General features: G+C 62.4%; 7 protein-coding genes. 1 reads left to right on the forward strand and 6 read right to left on the reverse strand.

Translation table 11 applies throughout. From position 1 onward, the window contains the following. Positions 1 to 171: 171 nt before the first annotated feature. From tssG to tssB, 6 genes are all read right to left on the reverse strand, one after another. On the reverse strand, positions 172 to 1,230 hold the full coding sequence (gene tssG / locus BSF38_RS18650) for a type VI secretion system baseplate subunit TssG (protein ID WP_076348113.1): 1,059 nt from the start codon (positions 1,228 to 1,230) through the stop codon (positions 172 to 174). Then, positions 1,194 to 3,125, reverse strand: coding sequence for a type VI secretion system baseplate subunit TssF (tssF, locus tag BSF38_RS18655; protein WP_168189411.1), 1,932 nt, complete (start codon positions 3,123 to 3,125; stop codon positions 1,194 to 1,196). The genes tssG and tssF overlap by 37 nt, the downstream gene beginning before the upstream one ends. A 43-nt stretch (positions 3,126 to 3,168) precedes the next feature. Beyond that, positions 3,169 to 3,663, reverse strand: coding sequence for a type VI secretion system baseplate subunit TssE (gene tssE, locus BSF38_RS18660; RefSeq protein WP_083713073.1), 495 nt, complete (start codon positions 3,661 to 3,663; stop codon positions 3,169 to 3,171). A 104-nt stretch (positions 3,664 to 3,767) separates the two neighbouring features. Beyond that, positions 3,768 to 4,253 (reverse strand): Hcp family type VI secretion system effector, encoded by a 486-nt coding sequence (locus tag BSF38_RS18665; RefSeq protein WP_076348117.1) that lies wholly within the window; start codon positions 4,251 to 4,253, stop codon positions 3,768 to 3,770. Positions 4,254 to 4,384: 131 nt separating this feature from the next. Further along, positions 4,385 to 5,893: a type VI secretion system contractile sheath large subunit gene (gene tssC / locus BSF38_RS18670; RefSeq protein WP_076348119.1), complete on the reverse strand. Its 1,509-nt coding sequence runs from the start codon at positions 5,891 to 5,893 to the stop codon at positions 4,385 to 4,387. Then, on the reverse strand, positions 5,890 to 6,456 hold the full coding sequence (gene tssB, locus BSF38_RS18675) for a type VI secretion system contractile sheath small subunit (protein WP_076348121.1): 567 nt from the start codon (positions 6,454 to 6,456) through the stop codon (positions 5,890 to 5,892). Before tssB ends, tssC begins: the two co-directional genes overlap by 4 nt. 1,070 nt (positions 6,457 to 7,526) lie before the next feature. Here tssB and BSF38_RS18680 point away from each other — a divergent pair. Further along, positions 7,527 to 16,529, forward strand: a complete 9,003-nt coding sequence (locus BSF38_RS18680) for a beta strand repeat-containing protein (protein WP_076348123.1) — start codon at positions 7,527 to 7,529, stop codon at positions 16,527 to 16,529. The last annotated feature ends 129 nt before the right edge of the window (positions 16,530 to 16,658 follow it).

The following is a 16,658-nucleotide window of genomic DNA, read 5'->3' on the forward strand; positions in this document are numbered from 1 at the left end:
CTGCGAATCGTCCCGGCTCTGAATCCGTCGGCCGACTGATCGCGGATCGCTTCGCGTGCTTCGTGTTAGAGGAATTTCACTCTAGCATGAGATTTTGGGTCAAACGAGAGGCGACTTCAAGTCGAGGATTCCGCCTGGGCTCGCGATCGGCGCGGCGTTCACGGTCGCTCGTCATCGACCGGGCTTGAAGATCGCGTCTCCCGCGTCGTACTCGAACTCGCGCCGCTTCAACCACGACGTGCGGCCCAGTCGCGCGGCCGTCGGCCCCCGCGAGAGCTCGCACATCGGTACGTCCTCCTTCTTGAGGATCAGTTGAACGTCGAAATCCAGCTCCGACCGGGTGTAGAACCGCACCAAGCTCATCAAGTGGTTCGACGCGGCGCCGTCGGGAAGGAACTCGCGGAACGCGGTGAATGTGAGCGGCCCCAGCCTCAGCCGGAACTTGCTCTGGACGTCCCAAACCTTGCGGCCGGCGACGGCGTCTCGGCCCAGCCGGTTGAACCCGCCGGTGCGGCCCATGCGCGACTGCTCCTCGGGGCGGAGGCGGAGCCACTGCCCCGTGAACGAGAGGACTTCGGCCGGGTGACCGAAACAGTCGGCGATCAGCCGTTCGAGCATGACGGCCGACCGGTGTTGCTGCGCGAAGACCCCCGTGTAGAACAGCAACGATTCGTCGTCGAAGCCCTGACGCTCGCGCAGCGATCCCAGGCCGAGGCCCAGCAGGTGAAACAGGCTGGCGGTGAATCGATCTTCGTCGTCGCCGCCGGGCCGCCGGTCGCGATCGAGGCTCTTCTCCCACTGCGTGGGGAGATGGTACTTCTCCCAGGCCCGGTAGAAGAGCGAGACGATGCGGTGGTGGAACAGGTTGAAGAAATCGACCGCGGGGCCGCGATTCTTGCCGCGCGGGCCGACGAGTTCCTCGGTGTAGACGGTCGGCAAGGCGCCGGAGGCCCCGAGGAGCCCGATGAACGAGGTGACCATCCGCGGCGGCGCGTCGTCGTTTTGCGCGTCGCGTTCCAGGGTGTCGATGGCGCTCGCGGGGAAGTTCATCGAGACGTGCTGAGCGAACCGGACGGTCTCTCGCGCGTACGGGCCGTCGAAGCCGACCGGCGCGCGCGCCTTCCCGATCCGTTCCAGGAGGCGGACGGCTTGAAAAAAGTCGAATCGAAACGGCTCTTCGAAGAGCCGTTCGATCAGAGCAACATCCGATCGCCGCTGCGAGGTGGCCATCGCCAGGCTCCCTGCCTTTGCTTGCTGGTTGCGACGAGTTGCGTGAACGCGTTGATGCTGACGTACGCGCCGAGGAAACGATCGAGGACCGTCGCCATCAGGTAGGCCATCGCGCCGGGATACGCCTCCTCGTCGAAATGGACTTTGATTTCGAGGCCCAGCGACAGGGGCTTGCCCAGGAGCCGCAGCCTACGCGCCCGGGCGGTCGCTGGATCGCCCTCCGCGCCGCGATCGGGATGCGCGACCCGCGCGGCGATCCGAGCGTGCGAAACGTCGAGGACCCCCTGGATCATTTTACGAGTCGCCGTGGTGCCCGCGAAGTCGTAGAGCGTCAAGAGCTCACGGAGGGGCTCGGCGCCGACCGGTCCGCTCCCGGCGTCGGACTCGCCCCCCTCGGCCATGAGCGACAGGTGGTTGAGCCCCAATTGCGAGATCAGCCGCCATTGAGCCGAGCGGCCAGTCGGCGACCGCAACGGCGAGGTCGGTTTCATGAGCATTCGAGCGAGTCCCACCGCGGCCTCGGCCTCCGGCTCCAGGCAGCCTTGCTCGCCGCCGAACGGGAGCGACGTCGGCAAGTCGCGGTTGCTGCACGTCAGATAGGTCGTGATCTTCTCTACGGCCGGGCTGAGTGGATGGAAATTCGAGTCGGAGAACGAGAGCATCACCTCCGTCCCCCCGTCCTGAAGCGACGGCTGCCGAGTCGCGAACCAGTACGCCGTGCGCTCCGATAGCCGGGACGCGTGCCGCATCGCGTAGAAGGGCTCGAACTCGTAGGCCTCCTCCAGGTAGGAACCCGAGCTGACCACCCGGTCCACCGAGAACACCTCGTAGTCCATGGGATGCTCGACGTCCGCCAGCACGCGGTACTCGGTCTGGAGGTGGGTCATCGGGATCGGCTCGGGAACCCAGCGGAACAGGTTCACCGCGGGCGTGCAGCCGAGCCGGAAGTTGTCGGGACGAACGGTGACGTCGGATCGGGGAGGGCTGTCGAGCCAGAACCGGATCTCGATCGTCCCGTCAAGCTTCCCCGGCGGCAAGAACGATCGCTCGTCTTCCTCCGGCCCGTTCAGCAACAGGTCGAAGAAGAGGTACTTCTGCGGAAACGCGAAGAATTCCTGGAGCAGGCGATAGCCGGGAAACGCATGATCGGGATAGGGATACAGATGCTCGTCGCGCGCGAAGCCGACCGGCCTGACCGCCTCGCGCGGCAAGACGCGCTTGAAGGCGTCTTGATCGCCCGTCTTGCCCATCACCCAGATTTCGCAGAGCCGGCTGAACAGGCATTCGTAGAGGATCGACGGAATCGGCTCGTTCCCGTCCAGGAAGAACCGTATCGACCGAAGCCCCTTGAGCGATTCCCAGCCGCCGGGCGCGGTGCACTTGAGCGTAAGCTTGAGCAGGCCCACTGCGGCCACCGGCTTGCCGGTCTGAACCACGCGGTCGGGCACCATGACCGCCGACTCGACCGACAGCGGCCAGAGCGTCACCGGGTAAGCCGTCTGGAACTGGCAGCGCACTCCTCGACTGGCGACGACCGATTTGAGCGGCGTCCCGCGCGGGATCGGTTGGCCGGCGACCGTCTTGGTCGGGTCGTTCGAGCCTTCGAACTGGACGACCGTCATCGACGGCAACGGCCGCAAATAATGAGGGTAGACCACCGACAGCAAGGCGTTGGTGATCTCCGGATACTCGTCGTCGATCTTCTTGCGAATCCGCGCCGTGAGGAAGGCGAACGACTGCATCAGACGCTCGACGTGAGGATCTTCGCAACGCCCCGTGGAAAGCGCGAGCAGGCCCGCCACGTGAGGGTTGGCCTTGGCGAAATGGTCCCCCATGTCGCGGAGGAACACCAGCTCCCGGTTGTAATAGTCGAGGAATTCGTCGGTGACTCTCACGTCCGGCTCCGATCGGCGCGCGACGGCGACCCGCCTCGCGCGGTCACCCGTCGCCCCGAACCATGAACGACTTGCTTCCCACCTCGAGCACGGTGTCGAAGAGGACGGGTTGGTTGAACGGCTTGATCTTGAGCACCGCGGACACCCGGTAATGGATCGTCGAACGCGACCTGTCCTGCTCGGACGGGTTGAAATCGACCCTGACGTTTTCCAGCCGCGGTTCGAACCTGCGGATGGCGTTTTCGAGCATGTGCTCGAGCTGCTCCCGGTCCTTGGTCGAGCCGGACCGCAGACTCGAGATGTCGGGCAGGCCGTACGCGACCAGCGAGCTTTCCAGGGTTTCGAGGCCCTCGAGCGACATGGGCAGACAGCAACGCGTGTTCAGCAGCCATTCCAGGTGCGTGCGAACCTCTTGCTTGAGCTTCTCCATCCGGCTGCTCTGGGACGACTCGTCCTCGGCCGCCCGAATCAGGTCGGGGTTGGTCAGTCGATCCCAGAGCGAATGCGGAAACCGCATTCTCGCGGAAGTTCGCGCCATATCCACCTGGCTCCCAGTCTGATCGGTCGAAACGAAGACCGCGGCTGTCCCTGCGACGGAACAACCGCGGTCTTTCGCGAATTGTGTTCAACCGACGCGTTCGATCAGACGATCTTGTTCTCTTTGACGTTGTATCCGCCCTTGACCGAGCCGCCGAGCGTGCCGTCGGCCTTCTGTTCCTTGTACTCGAACTCAATCTTCGAGAAATTCAGGCTGACCTGATCGACAGGGACGGCGTGATCGCCGCTGGAGCCGCCGGTCTGGAAGCTGGAGATGACCAGGTCGCTGAGCGTGACCTTGAGATACTCCTGCTGTTCCTTTCCGGCCTTGCGGCAGGTGAGGACGGCCTTCTTGATGTGCTCGCCGCTTGCACAGTGCTGCATGAGCTTCGGCGTCGACTTGTTGACGCTCATCACAAAGTGAAAGTCCTGCATCGAGACCTTGCCGGCGCCCATGCCGCCGCGATGGGCCGCATCGCCCGAGTTGGTCTCTCCCCAACTCCAGGACTGAACGTCGATTTCACCCTTGTGCTTGCTGTCCGTCGATTCACCGTCGACGCCATCGATCTTCAGAAAATAGTCAACTGCCATGGGTCGCTCCCCGATAAAAAGCGCCCCGCGCTTGGGGCTGTCGTCTGCTGGTCCAACCTGACGCAAGGCAACGAGACGTTCCGTGGATTCGCGCCGATGCATCCCGAGGCCGGGGCGTCGGCGGCGTGGCGTTAACGCGAGGCCCCGGTGGGCAGTTCGGAGACGAGTCTCAGCGACACCGTCAGCTCTTCGAGCTGGTAGTGCGGGCGGAGAAAGGCGATGGCGCGATAGCATCCAGGCCGGCTGGGGTCGTCTTCGACGTCGATGCGGGCGTCGAACAACGGCTTCTCGCGCTTGGTGTTCTCCGACGCCGTTTCGTCGTTCGAGACGTAGTTGTTGATCCACCGATTCAGCCACATCTCGCAGTCCTTACGGCTCATGAACGACCCGATCTTGTCGCGGGCGATCGACTTGAGGTAGTGAGCGAACCGCGAGGTCATCAGAATGTAAGGAAGCTGCGTCGAGAGCCGGGCGTTGGCCGTGGCCTCATCGGTGTCGTACTCGAACGGCTTCTGGCACGACTGAGCCGAGAAGAACGCGGCGTAGTCGGTATTCTTGCAGTGAGTCAGAGCGATGAAGCCGAGATCGGCCATCTCCTTCTCGCGCCGACCGGTCACGATCACCTCGGTGGGGCACTTGGCGGCGATCTCGCCGTCGTCGGTGTGGAACGTGTGGACCGGAAGATCCTGCACCAGTCCCCCGTTCTCGACCCCTCGGATCCAGGCGCACCAGCCGTATTTGGCGAACGCGTCGGTCAATCGCGCGCCCATCGCATAGGCCGCATTGCTCCAGAGGTATTTTTCATGCGTTCGACCGTCCACGTCCTCCTCGAAATTGAACGAATCGACCGGGACGGTCTTCTGGCCGTAGGGGAGGCGGCTCAGGGTGCGCGGGAGGCAGAGCCCGACGTACCGCGAATCCTCGCTCTCGCGGAACGACTTCCACTTGTCGTACTCGCGGGTCCGAAAAATTTCGGCCAGATCGCGGGTGTGCGGCAGCTCGGTGTAGCTCTCCCAGCCGAACATCTCGGGCTCGGCGGCCGAGATGAACGGCGCGTGCGCCGCCGCCGCGACCTGCGAGATCCGCTTGAGCAAGGCCAGGTCCTGGGGATGCTTACCGAACTCGAAATCGCCGATCAGGGCGCCGTAGGGCGTTCCCCCGAAAACGTCGTACTCCGACGAGTAGACCTTCTTGAACAAGGCGCTCTGGTCGAATTCTTTGGCGCGTTCGAGATCGCGGAGCAACTCCTTCTTGCTGGTGTTGAGGACGCGGAGCTGAAGCGTCGTGCTGGTCTCGGACTCCATGACCAGGTAATTCAGACCCCGCCATGAACCCTCGAGCTTCTGGAACTCGGGGTCGTGCATGATCGCATTAAGTTGGGCGCTCAAGAGCTCGTCGATCTCGGCGATCCGCTCGTTGAGCATGCGTTCGATGTCCGGCGAGACTTTCATCTCACCGGCCATGATGTCCTCGACGAGCTGGCCGACCAGGTCGGAGTGGTACTTGCGCAGCTCGGGCTCGGCGTCGCGGACGCGGTTGACCTTGAGGATCTCGTCGAGCAGGCTCTCACCGTTTTGCGCTTCGGCGCTCGCGGGTTGGGCCGACGCCTTCGAGGCGCTGGGACTGTCGCCGGTGCTCATGACTGGGTCTCCTCCGTGGTGGGCGCCTGTTCGGTGGCCGATTCGTCGAAATGTCCGGTTTCGCGGCCCAGTCGCTTGAGCTGGTCGGTATCGCTGATGATTCGCTGAAGCAGCGAGTCCAGCCGATCGTTGGTGACGATCTTCGACTTCAGCTCGGCGAGCCGCTGACGCGCTTCGAGCAGCTTCCGCAGCGGCTCGATCTGGTTGACGACGTTCGTCGGCTCGAAGTCTTCCATCGAGCGGAACTTGAGTTCGACCCCGATCTTCGACTGGTCGTTCTCGATCTTGTTCTCGACCCGCAGCGCCAGCCGCGGTTTGATTCCCTTCATCACCTTGTCGAAGTTGTCTCGGTTGATCTCGACGAACTTGCGCTTCTCGTCCTTCAGGTCCGGGAGCGGCTCGGCGTCGGGATCGGGATGACCGGAGAGGTCGGCCAGCACCCCCATGACGAAGGGAAGCTCCTTCTTCACTTCGGCGTCGCCGACCTCGACGTCGTACGTGATCTGCACTCTCGGCGGCCGAACCCGGTCGAGTTTGTGCTGGAGGCTCTCATCGCGCGGCATGGCATCTGTCCTCGTCTGCTTGAAATCGGCCGACGCCGATCCGTCAGGACATATCAGTCATGAGCAGCCGTGTGCGTCGCGAAGGGATCAAGACGCCGGCCTTTTATTAGGCGCGACCTTCGACCGAACCTTCACGAGAGACCACGAAGCCACACGACCCCCAGATTACGCTTGATTAGGTCGCAGCCCTGCTCGGCGACCCATCCAGCCATTATATTGAAGTCGCGGCCGCCGGAGATGCAACAAAAAACCGTCCCGTCGCTTCGGGTGGATCGTTGAAATCCGTCTGGCTCGGCTCGCCGACCGTCTGATTTCGAGGAGCCGGGACCGAATTGAGTACGCCCCGCTCCTCCCCTTCGCCAAATGATTCGGCCGCAACGGCCGCTTGTGACGCGATTTCCCGGCCGACACGGAGTTTTTTCGCACCAGCCGTTGATCTCGCCAACGAATAAGAAAATCTCGATGGTTAGGCCCCTGGGACGCGCGGCGAGTCGTCGCTCGAACCAATACGAGCCCCTATAACGATACTAAATAGCATGCATTTCATCGGCAAGGTGGCTTTTTCTCAAGATTCTCTCGAAGACAGAGATAAGAAAACGTTAATCTGGGGCAATTGCGCGGAATGCCTTGTCTTGGTTAAATAGGTCAGATATCTTATCGACGGAGTCATGCATTGTTCAGCCGCCTTCGGGCCCGGCGTATCCAAAAAGTGGTCGTATTTCCCCTGCTACCAACCAGGGGCAAGGGATTGACTGCACGCTTGCAATGGTGTCGAATGATTGGCTGGTTGGGTGCGTGGGCTTAGTGAGTCGTCTGGTTTATTTGAGAAGCATCCGTCTTCGTACTTCATAACGCGCGCCTGAACGCTTTTTAGGACTTCGGCGGTCCTCGGGCAGGTTTCACATTGGGTCGCAATCGGTAGGCGTAGGTGCAGAGAAGTCGGTACTTCGGATCTCGAATGCCTCCGCCCACAGGAATGAGGGAGAACTCCCATGACATGGCTGAAGCGAACCGCTCGTCGCCACTCGACCCAAGGTGCGAAACGTAACAGGCGAGACGTTTCATTCGAGATGTTCGAAGAGCGGATGCTGCTCGCGACGTTCACCGTCGTGAATAACGGCGACAGCGGCCTTGGCTCATTGCGCCAAGCGATTCTGGACGCAAATGCGGCCGCCGGTCTGGATAGCATCGAATTCAATGCGTCGCTTGGCGTGATCACCCCGGCCACGGCGCTTCCGCCGATCACCGGCCAGACGTCGATCAACACCCTGCTGCAAACCGGCGTCGTGATCGATGGCAACGGCGGGGCGTTCGATGGATTGACCCTCGGCGCGGGGGCGAACGGCAGCTCGATCCAGGGGCTGACGATCCGGAATTTCAAGAATTCGATCATCCACGTCCAGTCGAGCAACAACACCATCGCCGGCAACACGCTGGGCGGCTCTCCCGGCGCCGACCAGATCGGCGTGTTCATCGACGGCGGTTCATCGAACACCATCGGCGGCACCACGGCCGGCTCAGCCAACACGATCGGATTCAGCACGACCGCCGGCGTCCAGATCCTGGGCGCCTCGGCGACGAGCAACGTGGTCGCGGGCAATTTCATCGGCACGGACGGGACGAACGCGAATCGCGGCAACGCCTTCGGCGTCCAGATCGTCAACTCGAGCGGCAACACCATCGGCGGCGCGGCGGGCAACACCATCGGCTTCAACACGACCGCGGGAGTCAGCGTCCTTTCGGGGGCGCAGAACGTTGTCAGCCAGAACCTCTACGTCGGAACCAACGGCGCGGCGACCCCCGTCCCCGCCAGCGACATCAACCTGGGGCCCACGGGAAACAACGGCCAGCCCGCGCCCAGCCTCGCGACGGCGACCCTCAGCGCCGGCGACCTCACGTTGCAGTTCGCGATCGGCCTGCCGGCGGGGACGTCCGTGACCGTCGAGGTCTACCAACTGACCGCCGTGGGCGTGGCGCAGCGAAGCTCCGTCGCCGCGAAGACGACCACCACGGTCGCGGGCGTGAACACTTTGACGATTCCAACGCCCGGCCTGGCGAACGGCTCTCAAGTCTTGACGACCGCCACCGTCGCCGCCAACGGCACCTCCGTGTTCTCGAACGTGCTGACGATCGGTGCCAGCTCGTATACGGTCACCAATACGGACCCCAGCGGTCCGGGGTCGCTCTTTGACGCCCTCACGAGCGCGAACGCCTCGTCGGGAGGAGTGGTCCCGATCGACTTCCTCCTCGCGCCCGGTTCCGTCATCAACGTCTCGGCGGCTTCGCCGTTGCCCACGATCACCCACCCCGTCGACATCAACTCGACCAACGCCCCAGGCATCACGATCGCCGGAATCGCACAGGCCGTCGACGGGTTCATCCTTGGCGCCGGGTCGGGCGGCAGCACGATCCGAGGCCTGACGATTCAAAATTTCGCCGGAGCGGGCGTTCACGTCTACTCGGGGAATAACACGATCGTCGGCGACGTCCTGGGGACGTCGGGCGCCCTCAACGCGATCGGCATCCTGATCGATGGCGGCTCGTCGAACATCATCGGCGGCTTGACGGCCGCCGCGGCCAACACGATCAGCTTCAACACGACCGCCGGAATCCAGATCCAAGGCGCCTCGGCGACGGCCAACGTGGTCGAAGGCAACCGCATCGGCGGCGATGGAACTTCCGGAAATCCCGGCAACGGCTTCGGCGTGTTGATCGTCAACTCGAGCGGAAACACGATCGGCGGCGCGGCGAACGGAGCCGCCAACAGCATCGGCTTCAACACCACCGCCGGCGTCAACATCCTCTCGGGGACGGGAAACGTCGTCAGTCAGAACCTTTATCTCGGAACCAACGGTCCGGCCACCCCCGTCTTCTCAAGCGACATCACCCTGCTTCCCGGGGCGAACAACGGCCAGCCGGCCCCGACGCTCATCACGGCGGCGGTGAAGGGCGGGCAGGTGACCATCCAGTATCGAAGCAACGTTCCGGCGAACACCCCGCTCACCCTCGAACTGTATCAGTTGGACAAGACGACTGGAGACCGTGTCTTCGTGGCCTCCAAGGCAACCACGACACAGACCAACGGCGGAGTCGAGACCCTGGCGATCAACGCCGGCCTGGCCAACGGCGATCAGATCTTGGCGACGTCGACGGGCACGCCGGCGAACGGGACGTCCGTATTTTCGAACCTCGCGACGATCGCCGACTTGTACACGGTGAGCAACACCCAATCAAGCGGTCCGGGCTCGCTGTTCCAGGCGCTCACGAACGTCAATCTGGTGGCGGGTTTGGGCGGGCCCCCGATCGAAATCGTCTTCAATCTTCCCGCCAACCCTGGCCAGGTGATCGACGTCTCCCAGAACCCGCTGCCGACGCTCGCCCATGCCGTGAAGATCGCCCCCTCCTTCACGGCGCTGGGGCTCGTCATTGACGGCGGCAACACGGCGCTCAACGGGATTGTGCTCGGCTCGAACTCCGACGGGAGTACGATCCAGGGGTTGACGATTCGAAATTTCAAGAGCACCGGAATCCTCGTTCTCTCCAGTTCTAACGCCATCGGCGGCTCGGCCCCCGAGCAGGAGAACAAGATCGATTCCAATGGCACAGGGATCGAACTCGACGGTGCCTCGAACACGCTCGTCAACAATTATATCGGTACGGCGCCCCAGACAACGTCGGGCCAGCCCGCATTCAGCAACGCCGTCGGCATCCTGATTCTGGGTTCCAACAACCAGGTCGGAGGAACCACCGGCGTCGCGAACATCATCCAATCCAGCTCGATCGCCGCGATTCAGATCAGCGGCTCAACGGCGGTTGGGAATCGACTCCAACAAAACCTCGTCACTCAGAACCTCCAGAACATCCTCCTCACCAACGGAGCGAACCGGAATCAGAACTCGGTCGTGCTGGAGTCCGCCTTCTTCGCGCCGGACGCCCTGAACCCAACGTTGATCACCGTTACTGGGACCTTCACGCAGAACGGCGATCTGCCGCAGGGCGGCCCTTACCACGTCGAAATCTTCGCCCAGCTTCAGACCGCAGACAAGTCTTTGATCTACTCCCCGGCCGCCATCTACCTGGGGACCTTCGATCTCGGCACGAACCAGCAAGGCTTCAGCGAGATCATCGCTATCACCCCTCAGATCCGGAATGTTCTGACCGCGTTCAATTTGCAGATTTATGGTGTGACGGCGACCGTCACGTCGCAGTCGGCGGGCACGCCCACCGAGTACGACACGTCCGCCTTCTCCAACAGCGTCCGGGCGGTGAGCCTCTACACGGTCACCAATACTCAGGATTACAACGCTGGGGATGATCCCATCCTCGGCTCGCTTCGGTTCGCGCTCACGCAAGCGTCCCAGGACGGCAAGCAGATCGATTTCGCAATCCCCCAGGCGGACGCTGACGCCGGGACGGCGACGACATGGACGATCAAACTGAACTCCACGATCATCGTGCAAGGGAACGCCGCCAATAGCATGAGTGGGATCGTCGTCGACGGCTTGACCCAGACTCCAAACGCAGGCACGCCGGTGATTCAAATTGACGGCCAGAACACGGCGGAGTTCGGGCTCGAGTTCCTCAACGCCAGTTTCGTCGCCGACGCCAAGGGCTTCGCCCAAGGCGTCACCGTCCGGGGCCTGTCGTTTTACGGCTTCAAAACCGCGGCTCTTGATTTCAACAACGTCCAGAACGCCTGGGTCGTCGACAACTACATCGGGCTCGACGCCCAAAGGTCGAAACCCAAGCAACAACCAGAGGAGCCCGCGCGGAAACAAAGCATCGGCGTGCTTATCGAGGGGGGATCGACCAACATCAACGTCGGCCTGCCCGGCTTTGTGAGCATCGCTGGAATTCCCTCCGCGGCCGCCAACTACATCGGCGGCAACGACGAGTACGGCGTGCAGATCAAGGGCGAAACCACCCAGTTCAACATTGTGGCCGGCAACTTCATCGGGACCGACGGCGAAGCCAATCTTGCGAACGGCATCGGCGTTCTTATCGACGGGTCGCCGAACAACACCGTGGGCGGTGTGGCGTTCGTACCAGGGGGGACGAACCTGGGCATCAACCAGGCCAACGTCATCGGCTTCAACAGCGGCGCGGGAATCAAGGTCGATGGAGCCGGCTCGAAGAGCAACTCGATCCTCGGCAACTCCATCGGCGTGAATCCCTTCAACCCCACGAAGTTCCTACCGGCCAACGGCGTCGGAGTGTGGATCGCCGACGCCTCAACCAATTTCGTGGGTCGCGGCGACGATCCGCACGCCAACGTCATCGGTAATAACAAGGGCGGCGGCGTTCTCATCAGCGGTGAGTCGTTGCAAAATCTCGTCCAGGGGAATTACCTCGGCACGGATCGTGATTTCAACCCCCTGGGCAACGCGAACGGAGTCGACGTCGAAGGCGGGTACGCGAATCTGATCGGCGGCCGCGTGGACGGGAGCGCCAACTTCGGCGCCAACACGATCGGCTTCAACAAGAACTACGGCGTCTATCTCGCCGGAGGCGCCTGGAACCTGGTTCAAGGCAATTTCATCGGAACGAACGCGAAGGGCGCTGCGCTCGGGAATTTGAAGACGGGCGTTTATGTATCCGCCTCGGATCACAACATCATCGGTCCGAGCCCCCTGTGGGCCCCTGGATCCCACGACGAGACGGCGCGCAACGTCATCTCGTCGAACGTGACGAATGGAGTCTGGATCGTCAATGCAAACGACAACCTCGTCGCGGGCAACCTCATCGGCGCCGGCCGGATTGGAGGGGTGAACTTCTCGGGGAACATGCAGATCGGCGTCGCCATCACGGGAGGCGCCGGCAATGTCGTCGGCGGCCCGATGGTCGACGGGGCGCTCGCGACGGGCGTCGCCAACACGATCGTCGGAAACGGCACGAATGGAGTCGAAATCGGGGAGGCGGCGACGCACCTCAGCAGCCCGAAGATCGAAATTAGTACAGCGGCGACGCTTCCCAACCTCGTCCAGGGGAACCAGATCGCCAGGAACATCCAGAACGGTGTTCACGTCGTCGGCGACATGACTGGCGATTCCACGATCGCTTGGATCTTCGACAATTTCATCGGCACCGACAGCACGGGAACGACTGTTTACGACGACAATGATCGCACCTATGGCAACGGTTTGAGCGGCGTCTTGCTCGAAGAGTCCTCAACCAAGCTGGACACGTCGGCTGCCGCGCCGACGACGCCTGGGGTCTATGTCGCGGGCAACGTCATATCCGGAAACGGGCTCAGTGGGATTACGGCTCAACAAGGTATTCCTAAGACGGATGACCAAGGCAAGATCATCCCCGGCCAGGATTTCCGGCATCTCTTTGCCAGCATCGTCAGCAACATCCTGGGACTCGACGCCGCTGGCGCGAATTCGACCGCCAAGAGCAAGTCGCAGCCTCAAAAGAGCTTGCCCCTGGGCAATATTTTGGACGGAATTCGGATCAGCGACGTCGTCGGCGTCTGCGTGGGCTCGTGGACGGACGGGAATGGCCAGCAGGTCGGCGGTCCGAACGTGATCTCCGGAAACCTGGGCCGGGGGGTTGAAATCGTCGGCCAGACGGTCAACGGCCTTACAGGCGTCGATCCTCTCGATCCGAAATTCTCCATTAGCGGCTACCTCGTCAATGGCAACGTGATCTCGGGCAACAAGATCGGCACGGACGCGGCCGGGACGCCCGGATCGACGGTGGCGGGCGTTTCACTTGGAAACCTCTCGGACGGCATTTTCCTCTTCACGCCGGGCAACACGCTGATTCGAGGGAACCTCATCGCGGGCAATCGCGCGGCGGGCGTTCACGCCGCGACAGTCGACTCGCTGAGCCCCGCCAACGTCACGATCGATGGCAATCGCATCGGCTCGAACGAATTCGATCAAACACTCGCCAACGGCAACGGCTCGGACGGTGTTTTTCTTGACAAGATGCAAAACGTGACGATTCGCGGCAACACGATCTCTCAGAACCGGGCCAATGGGGTCACGATCGCGGATTCCACCACCGGAATCCGATTGGTCGGCAACACGATCGGCAGCCTCGATCCCAATGTTCTCGGCAATTCTGCAAATGGTGTGTTCGTCAACGGCTCCGGGCTCGTGACGATCGGCGGCGCGACGTCCGGCGAATCGAATGTGATTTCCGGGAATCAAGCCAGTGGGATCGTCATCAGCAAGAACGACGGCGGCTATCATGGAAACATCGTGACGGGCAACAAAATCGGCGTCGGCGCTGATGGGGCCACGGCCGTTCCTAATAACAATTCAGGGATTATTGTCAGTCTTTCCAGCAATAACGTCATCGGTTGGTCCACCGCCGCCCCAGGGCAGGGGCTCGGCAACCAGATCTCCGGCAATCAACTCTACGGGGTTTTGATCGCTGGGAACCCGGATTATCCGGGCCTGACGGTGAATAATACAATTCAAGGCAACGTGATAGGCGCCGACTCGTTCGCCACAACCGCGAAGGCCAAGCTGGGCAACAGCTCGGACGGCGTGTTCCTGTTGAACGCTCCGAGTAACACGATCGGCGGCTTGCAGAGGTCGCAAGGCAATGTAATCTCCGGCAACAAAGCCCAAGGAGTGAGAATCTTCGGGGGAGCGTCCCACGACAATCTCGTCGCGAACAATTTCATCGGCGTCGACTCGACGGGTTCCACGGCCGTCGCCAACGGCGGCAACGGCGTCATCCTCGACAATGCGGGCTACAATTTAGTCGGTTACGGCAACATCATCTCGGGCAATCAACAGTCCGGGGTCATGGTCAGCAGCACTACCCAGTCGGGCGCGGGCAGTGTGGTCGCGGGAAACCTGATCGGGCTCGACGCGATGGGAGCCAAAGCGATCCCGAACAACGCTAGCGGCGTGTTGATTTTTGGTTCAAGCTACAACGGCGTGGTAAACAACTTCATCTCCGGCAACGCCTTGGACGGCGTGCAGATCTTCAGCCCGGGAACGGGTGCCAAGGCGGACTCCAACTTCGTCGGCGGCAACTCCATCGGGGCCGATTGGTCCGGAGCACGCGCCCTCGGCAACCAAGGCGACGGCGTCCACATCATCAACGGCTCGAACAACACGATCGGCGGCGGGGTCGGCGGGAACCGGAACGTGATCTCCGGCAACCTCAACAACGGGGTGACGATCGATCAACAAACGAATCTGACGGCCAGTCAGAATCGCATTGACGGCAACCTCATCGGCACGGACTCCAGCGGCTTCGCCCCGCTCGGAAACGGCCACTTCGGCGTGCTCCTCAACAATGCGACAGGGAACTTCATCGGGAACGCCGGCCAAGGCTCGTTCGTCTCCACGACCGCCCCGCGAACCCCGAGCAACGTCATCTCGGGCAATCGCGAGGCGGGCGTCGAGTTGACCGGCACGGCGGGCGGGAACACGATACTGGGCAACTTCATCGGCGTGAGCAAGGACGGCACCGCCTACAATTCCAATCAACAAGGGTGGGGGCTGTTTAACCCGATCGGCGTCGTGATAAACGCCAATGCCAGCTACAACATGGTCGGGGGCTCGACGCCCGGCTCGGGGAACATCATCACCCAGAGCAGTGCGAATCCCAACGACCAGAACACCTCCCCCACTTCTGAAACAACATATATCGGCGTCGAGATCATCTCGCCCACGGCGGCCGGCAACGTCATCCAAGGCAATATGATCGGCCTCGACGCCAAGGGACAGGTTGGTTTCAATTCGATCGGCGTGCTCCTCAACAACAGCGTGGGCACGGTCGTCGGCGGTTACATCGCCTCGCCCACCGTGAATCCCTCGCTCCCGAGCGTGGCCAACTTAATTTCGGGCAACAGCCTCGCCGGAATCGAGATCACGGGCCAGCTCGCCACGGGGAATCAGATTTACAACAATTACATCGGCACCGACGTGACGGGCGACGGCCGGCCCGGACTCCCCGACCCGGCGTTGCCCGCCCCCCCGCGGAATCCGACGCAAGCGAGCGGTGTCCTGATCCTGCAAGGGACCCAAAACACCGTCGGGGCGAGCGAGTCAGGCAACGTGATCGGGGGAAATGGCAACGTGATCTCGGGCAATGGCATCGGGATCAACATCGCCAACCAGAGCGGCAGCAACGTGAAGACGAGCACCAACTGGATCCAGGGCAACCGGATCGGGACGGATCGCACCGGGACGAAGGCCAACCCGAACTTCGAGTTCGGCGTTTTCATCACGGCGTCGGCGAATAATGTGATCGACAAGAACTTGATCTCGGCCAACGGCCTCGCCGGGGTCGAGATCTTCGGCGGGGCCACTCAGCTCGCCTCCAGCGGCGCGCAGGGGACGGCCGCGGGCCTGGGGACGGTGCTCACGGGAAATCACATCGGCGTCGACATCAATGATCAGGTCGCTTTCGCCGTGTTCAACGGGACTCGGCAGATCGATTCCCTGGCGAATCACCCGGTCATCACCTTGCCCGATGGGATTCAGGTCAATTACGGCTTCCAGCAGCACGGCGTGGTGATCATCGGGGCGTCGGACAACGCCGTCGGGCTCCCCGGGAGGGGAAACCGGATCTCCGGCAACATCCAGACCGGGGTCTACATCTCCCGACGAGACAACGCGAAGACCCTCTACGCACTGCCGACCAACAACGTCGTCCAGGCCAACGACCTCTCCCTCAACGGCATCTACGGCGTGTTCCGGTACGACGCGCCGGCCGGGAACCCGGTGATCGAGTCGCCGGCCGCCAACGCCAACACCTTCACGGGGACGCCGATCCCCATCGGCGACTACGTGACCGGCTTCAACCAGAACACACCGCCGAGTCAGCAGCCCCAATCGATCCTGATCGCCGGCCCCAACAGCGTCACCGGAGCCACCACTACCACCGGCGCGGCAGGATCAGGGCGGCCGAGGCGCGCGCCCGTCGCCCTCCATCCGAGAACCGTGGCCTCGCGAACGAACGCCAAACCGACGAGCCAGCTCCAGGCCAAGGCCCTTTCGACTACTGGGCTTACAACCTCGCGACTTCCTCGGGTGCCGCAACTGATCGAGCCGGGATCGAAGGCTCGGAGGGTCGCGCCCAACGCCTCGACGTCGAAGTAGTTCACCCTGGAATCGTCTCTGAAACCACGATTCGAAACCGAGACGGGGGACCGCCCATGCTGGTCCCCCGTCTCGGCTTTTTCAGCCGTTTCGAGGTTCGCCCGGTTAAGAGGCGGGTTTCTCGAATCC

This window comes from Paludisphaera borealis, from assembly GCF_001956985.1.
GTDB classification, from domain to species: Bacteria; Planctomycetota; Planctomycetia; order Isosphaerales; family Isosphaeraceae; genus Paludisphaera; species Paludisphaera borealis.

Bases quoted from the DNA above. Each gene is read 5' to 3' on its own strand.
- BSF38_RS18680 (WP_076348123.1), top strand. From the start codon at position 7,527: ATGTTCGAAGAGCGGATGCTGCTCGCGACGTTCACCGTCGTGAATAAC.
- tssC (WP_076348119.1), bottom strand. From the start codon at position 5,893: ATGAGCACCGGCGACAGTCCCAGCGCCTCGAAGGCGTCGGCCCAACCC.
- tssB (WP_076348121.1), bottom strand. From the start codon at position 6,456: ATGCCGCGCGATGAGAGCCTCCAGCACAAACTCGACCGGGTTCGGCCG.
- tssE (WP_083713073.1), bottom strand. From the start codon at position 3,663: ATGGCGCGAACTTCCGCGAGAATGCGGTTTCCGCATTCGCTCTGGGAT.
- tssG (WP_076348113.1), bottom strand. From the start codon at position 1,230: ATGGCCACCTCGCAGCGGCGATCGGATGTTGCTCTGATCGAACGGCTC.
- BSF38_RS18665 (WP_076348117.1), bottom strand. From the start codon at position 4,253: ATGGCAGTTGACTATTTTCTGAAGATCGATGGCGTCGACGGTGAATCG.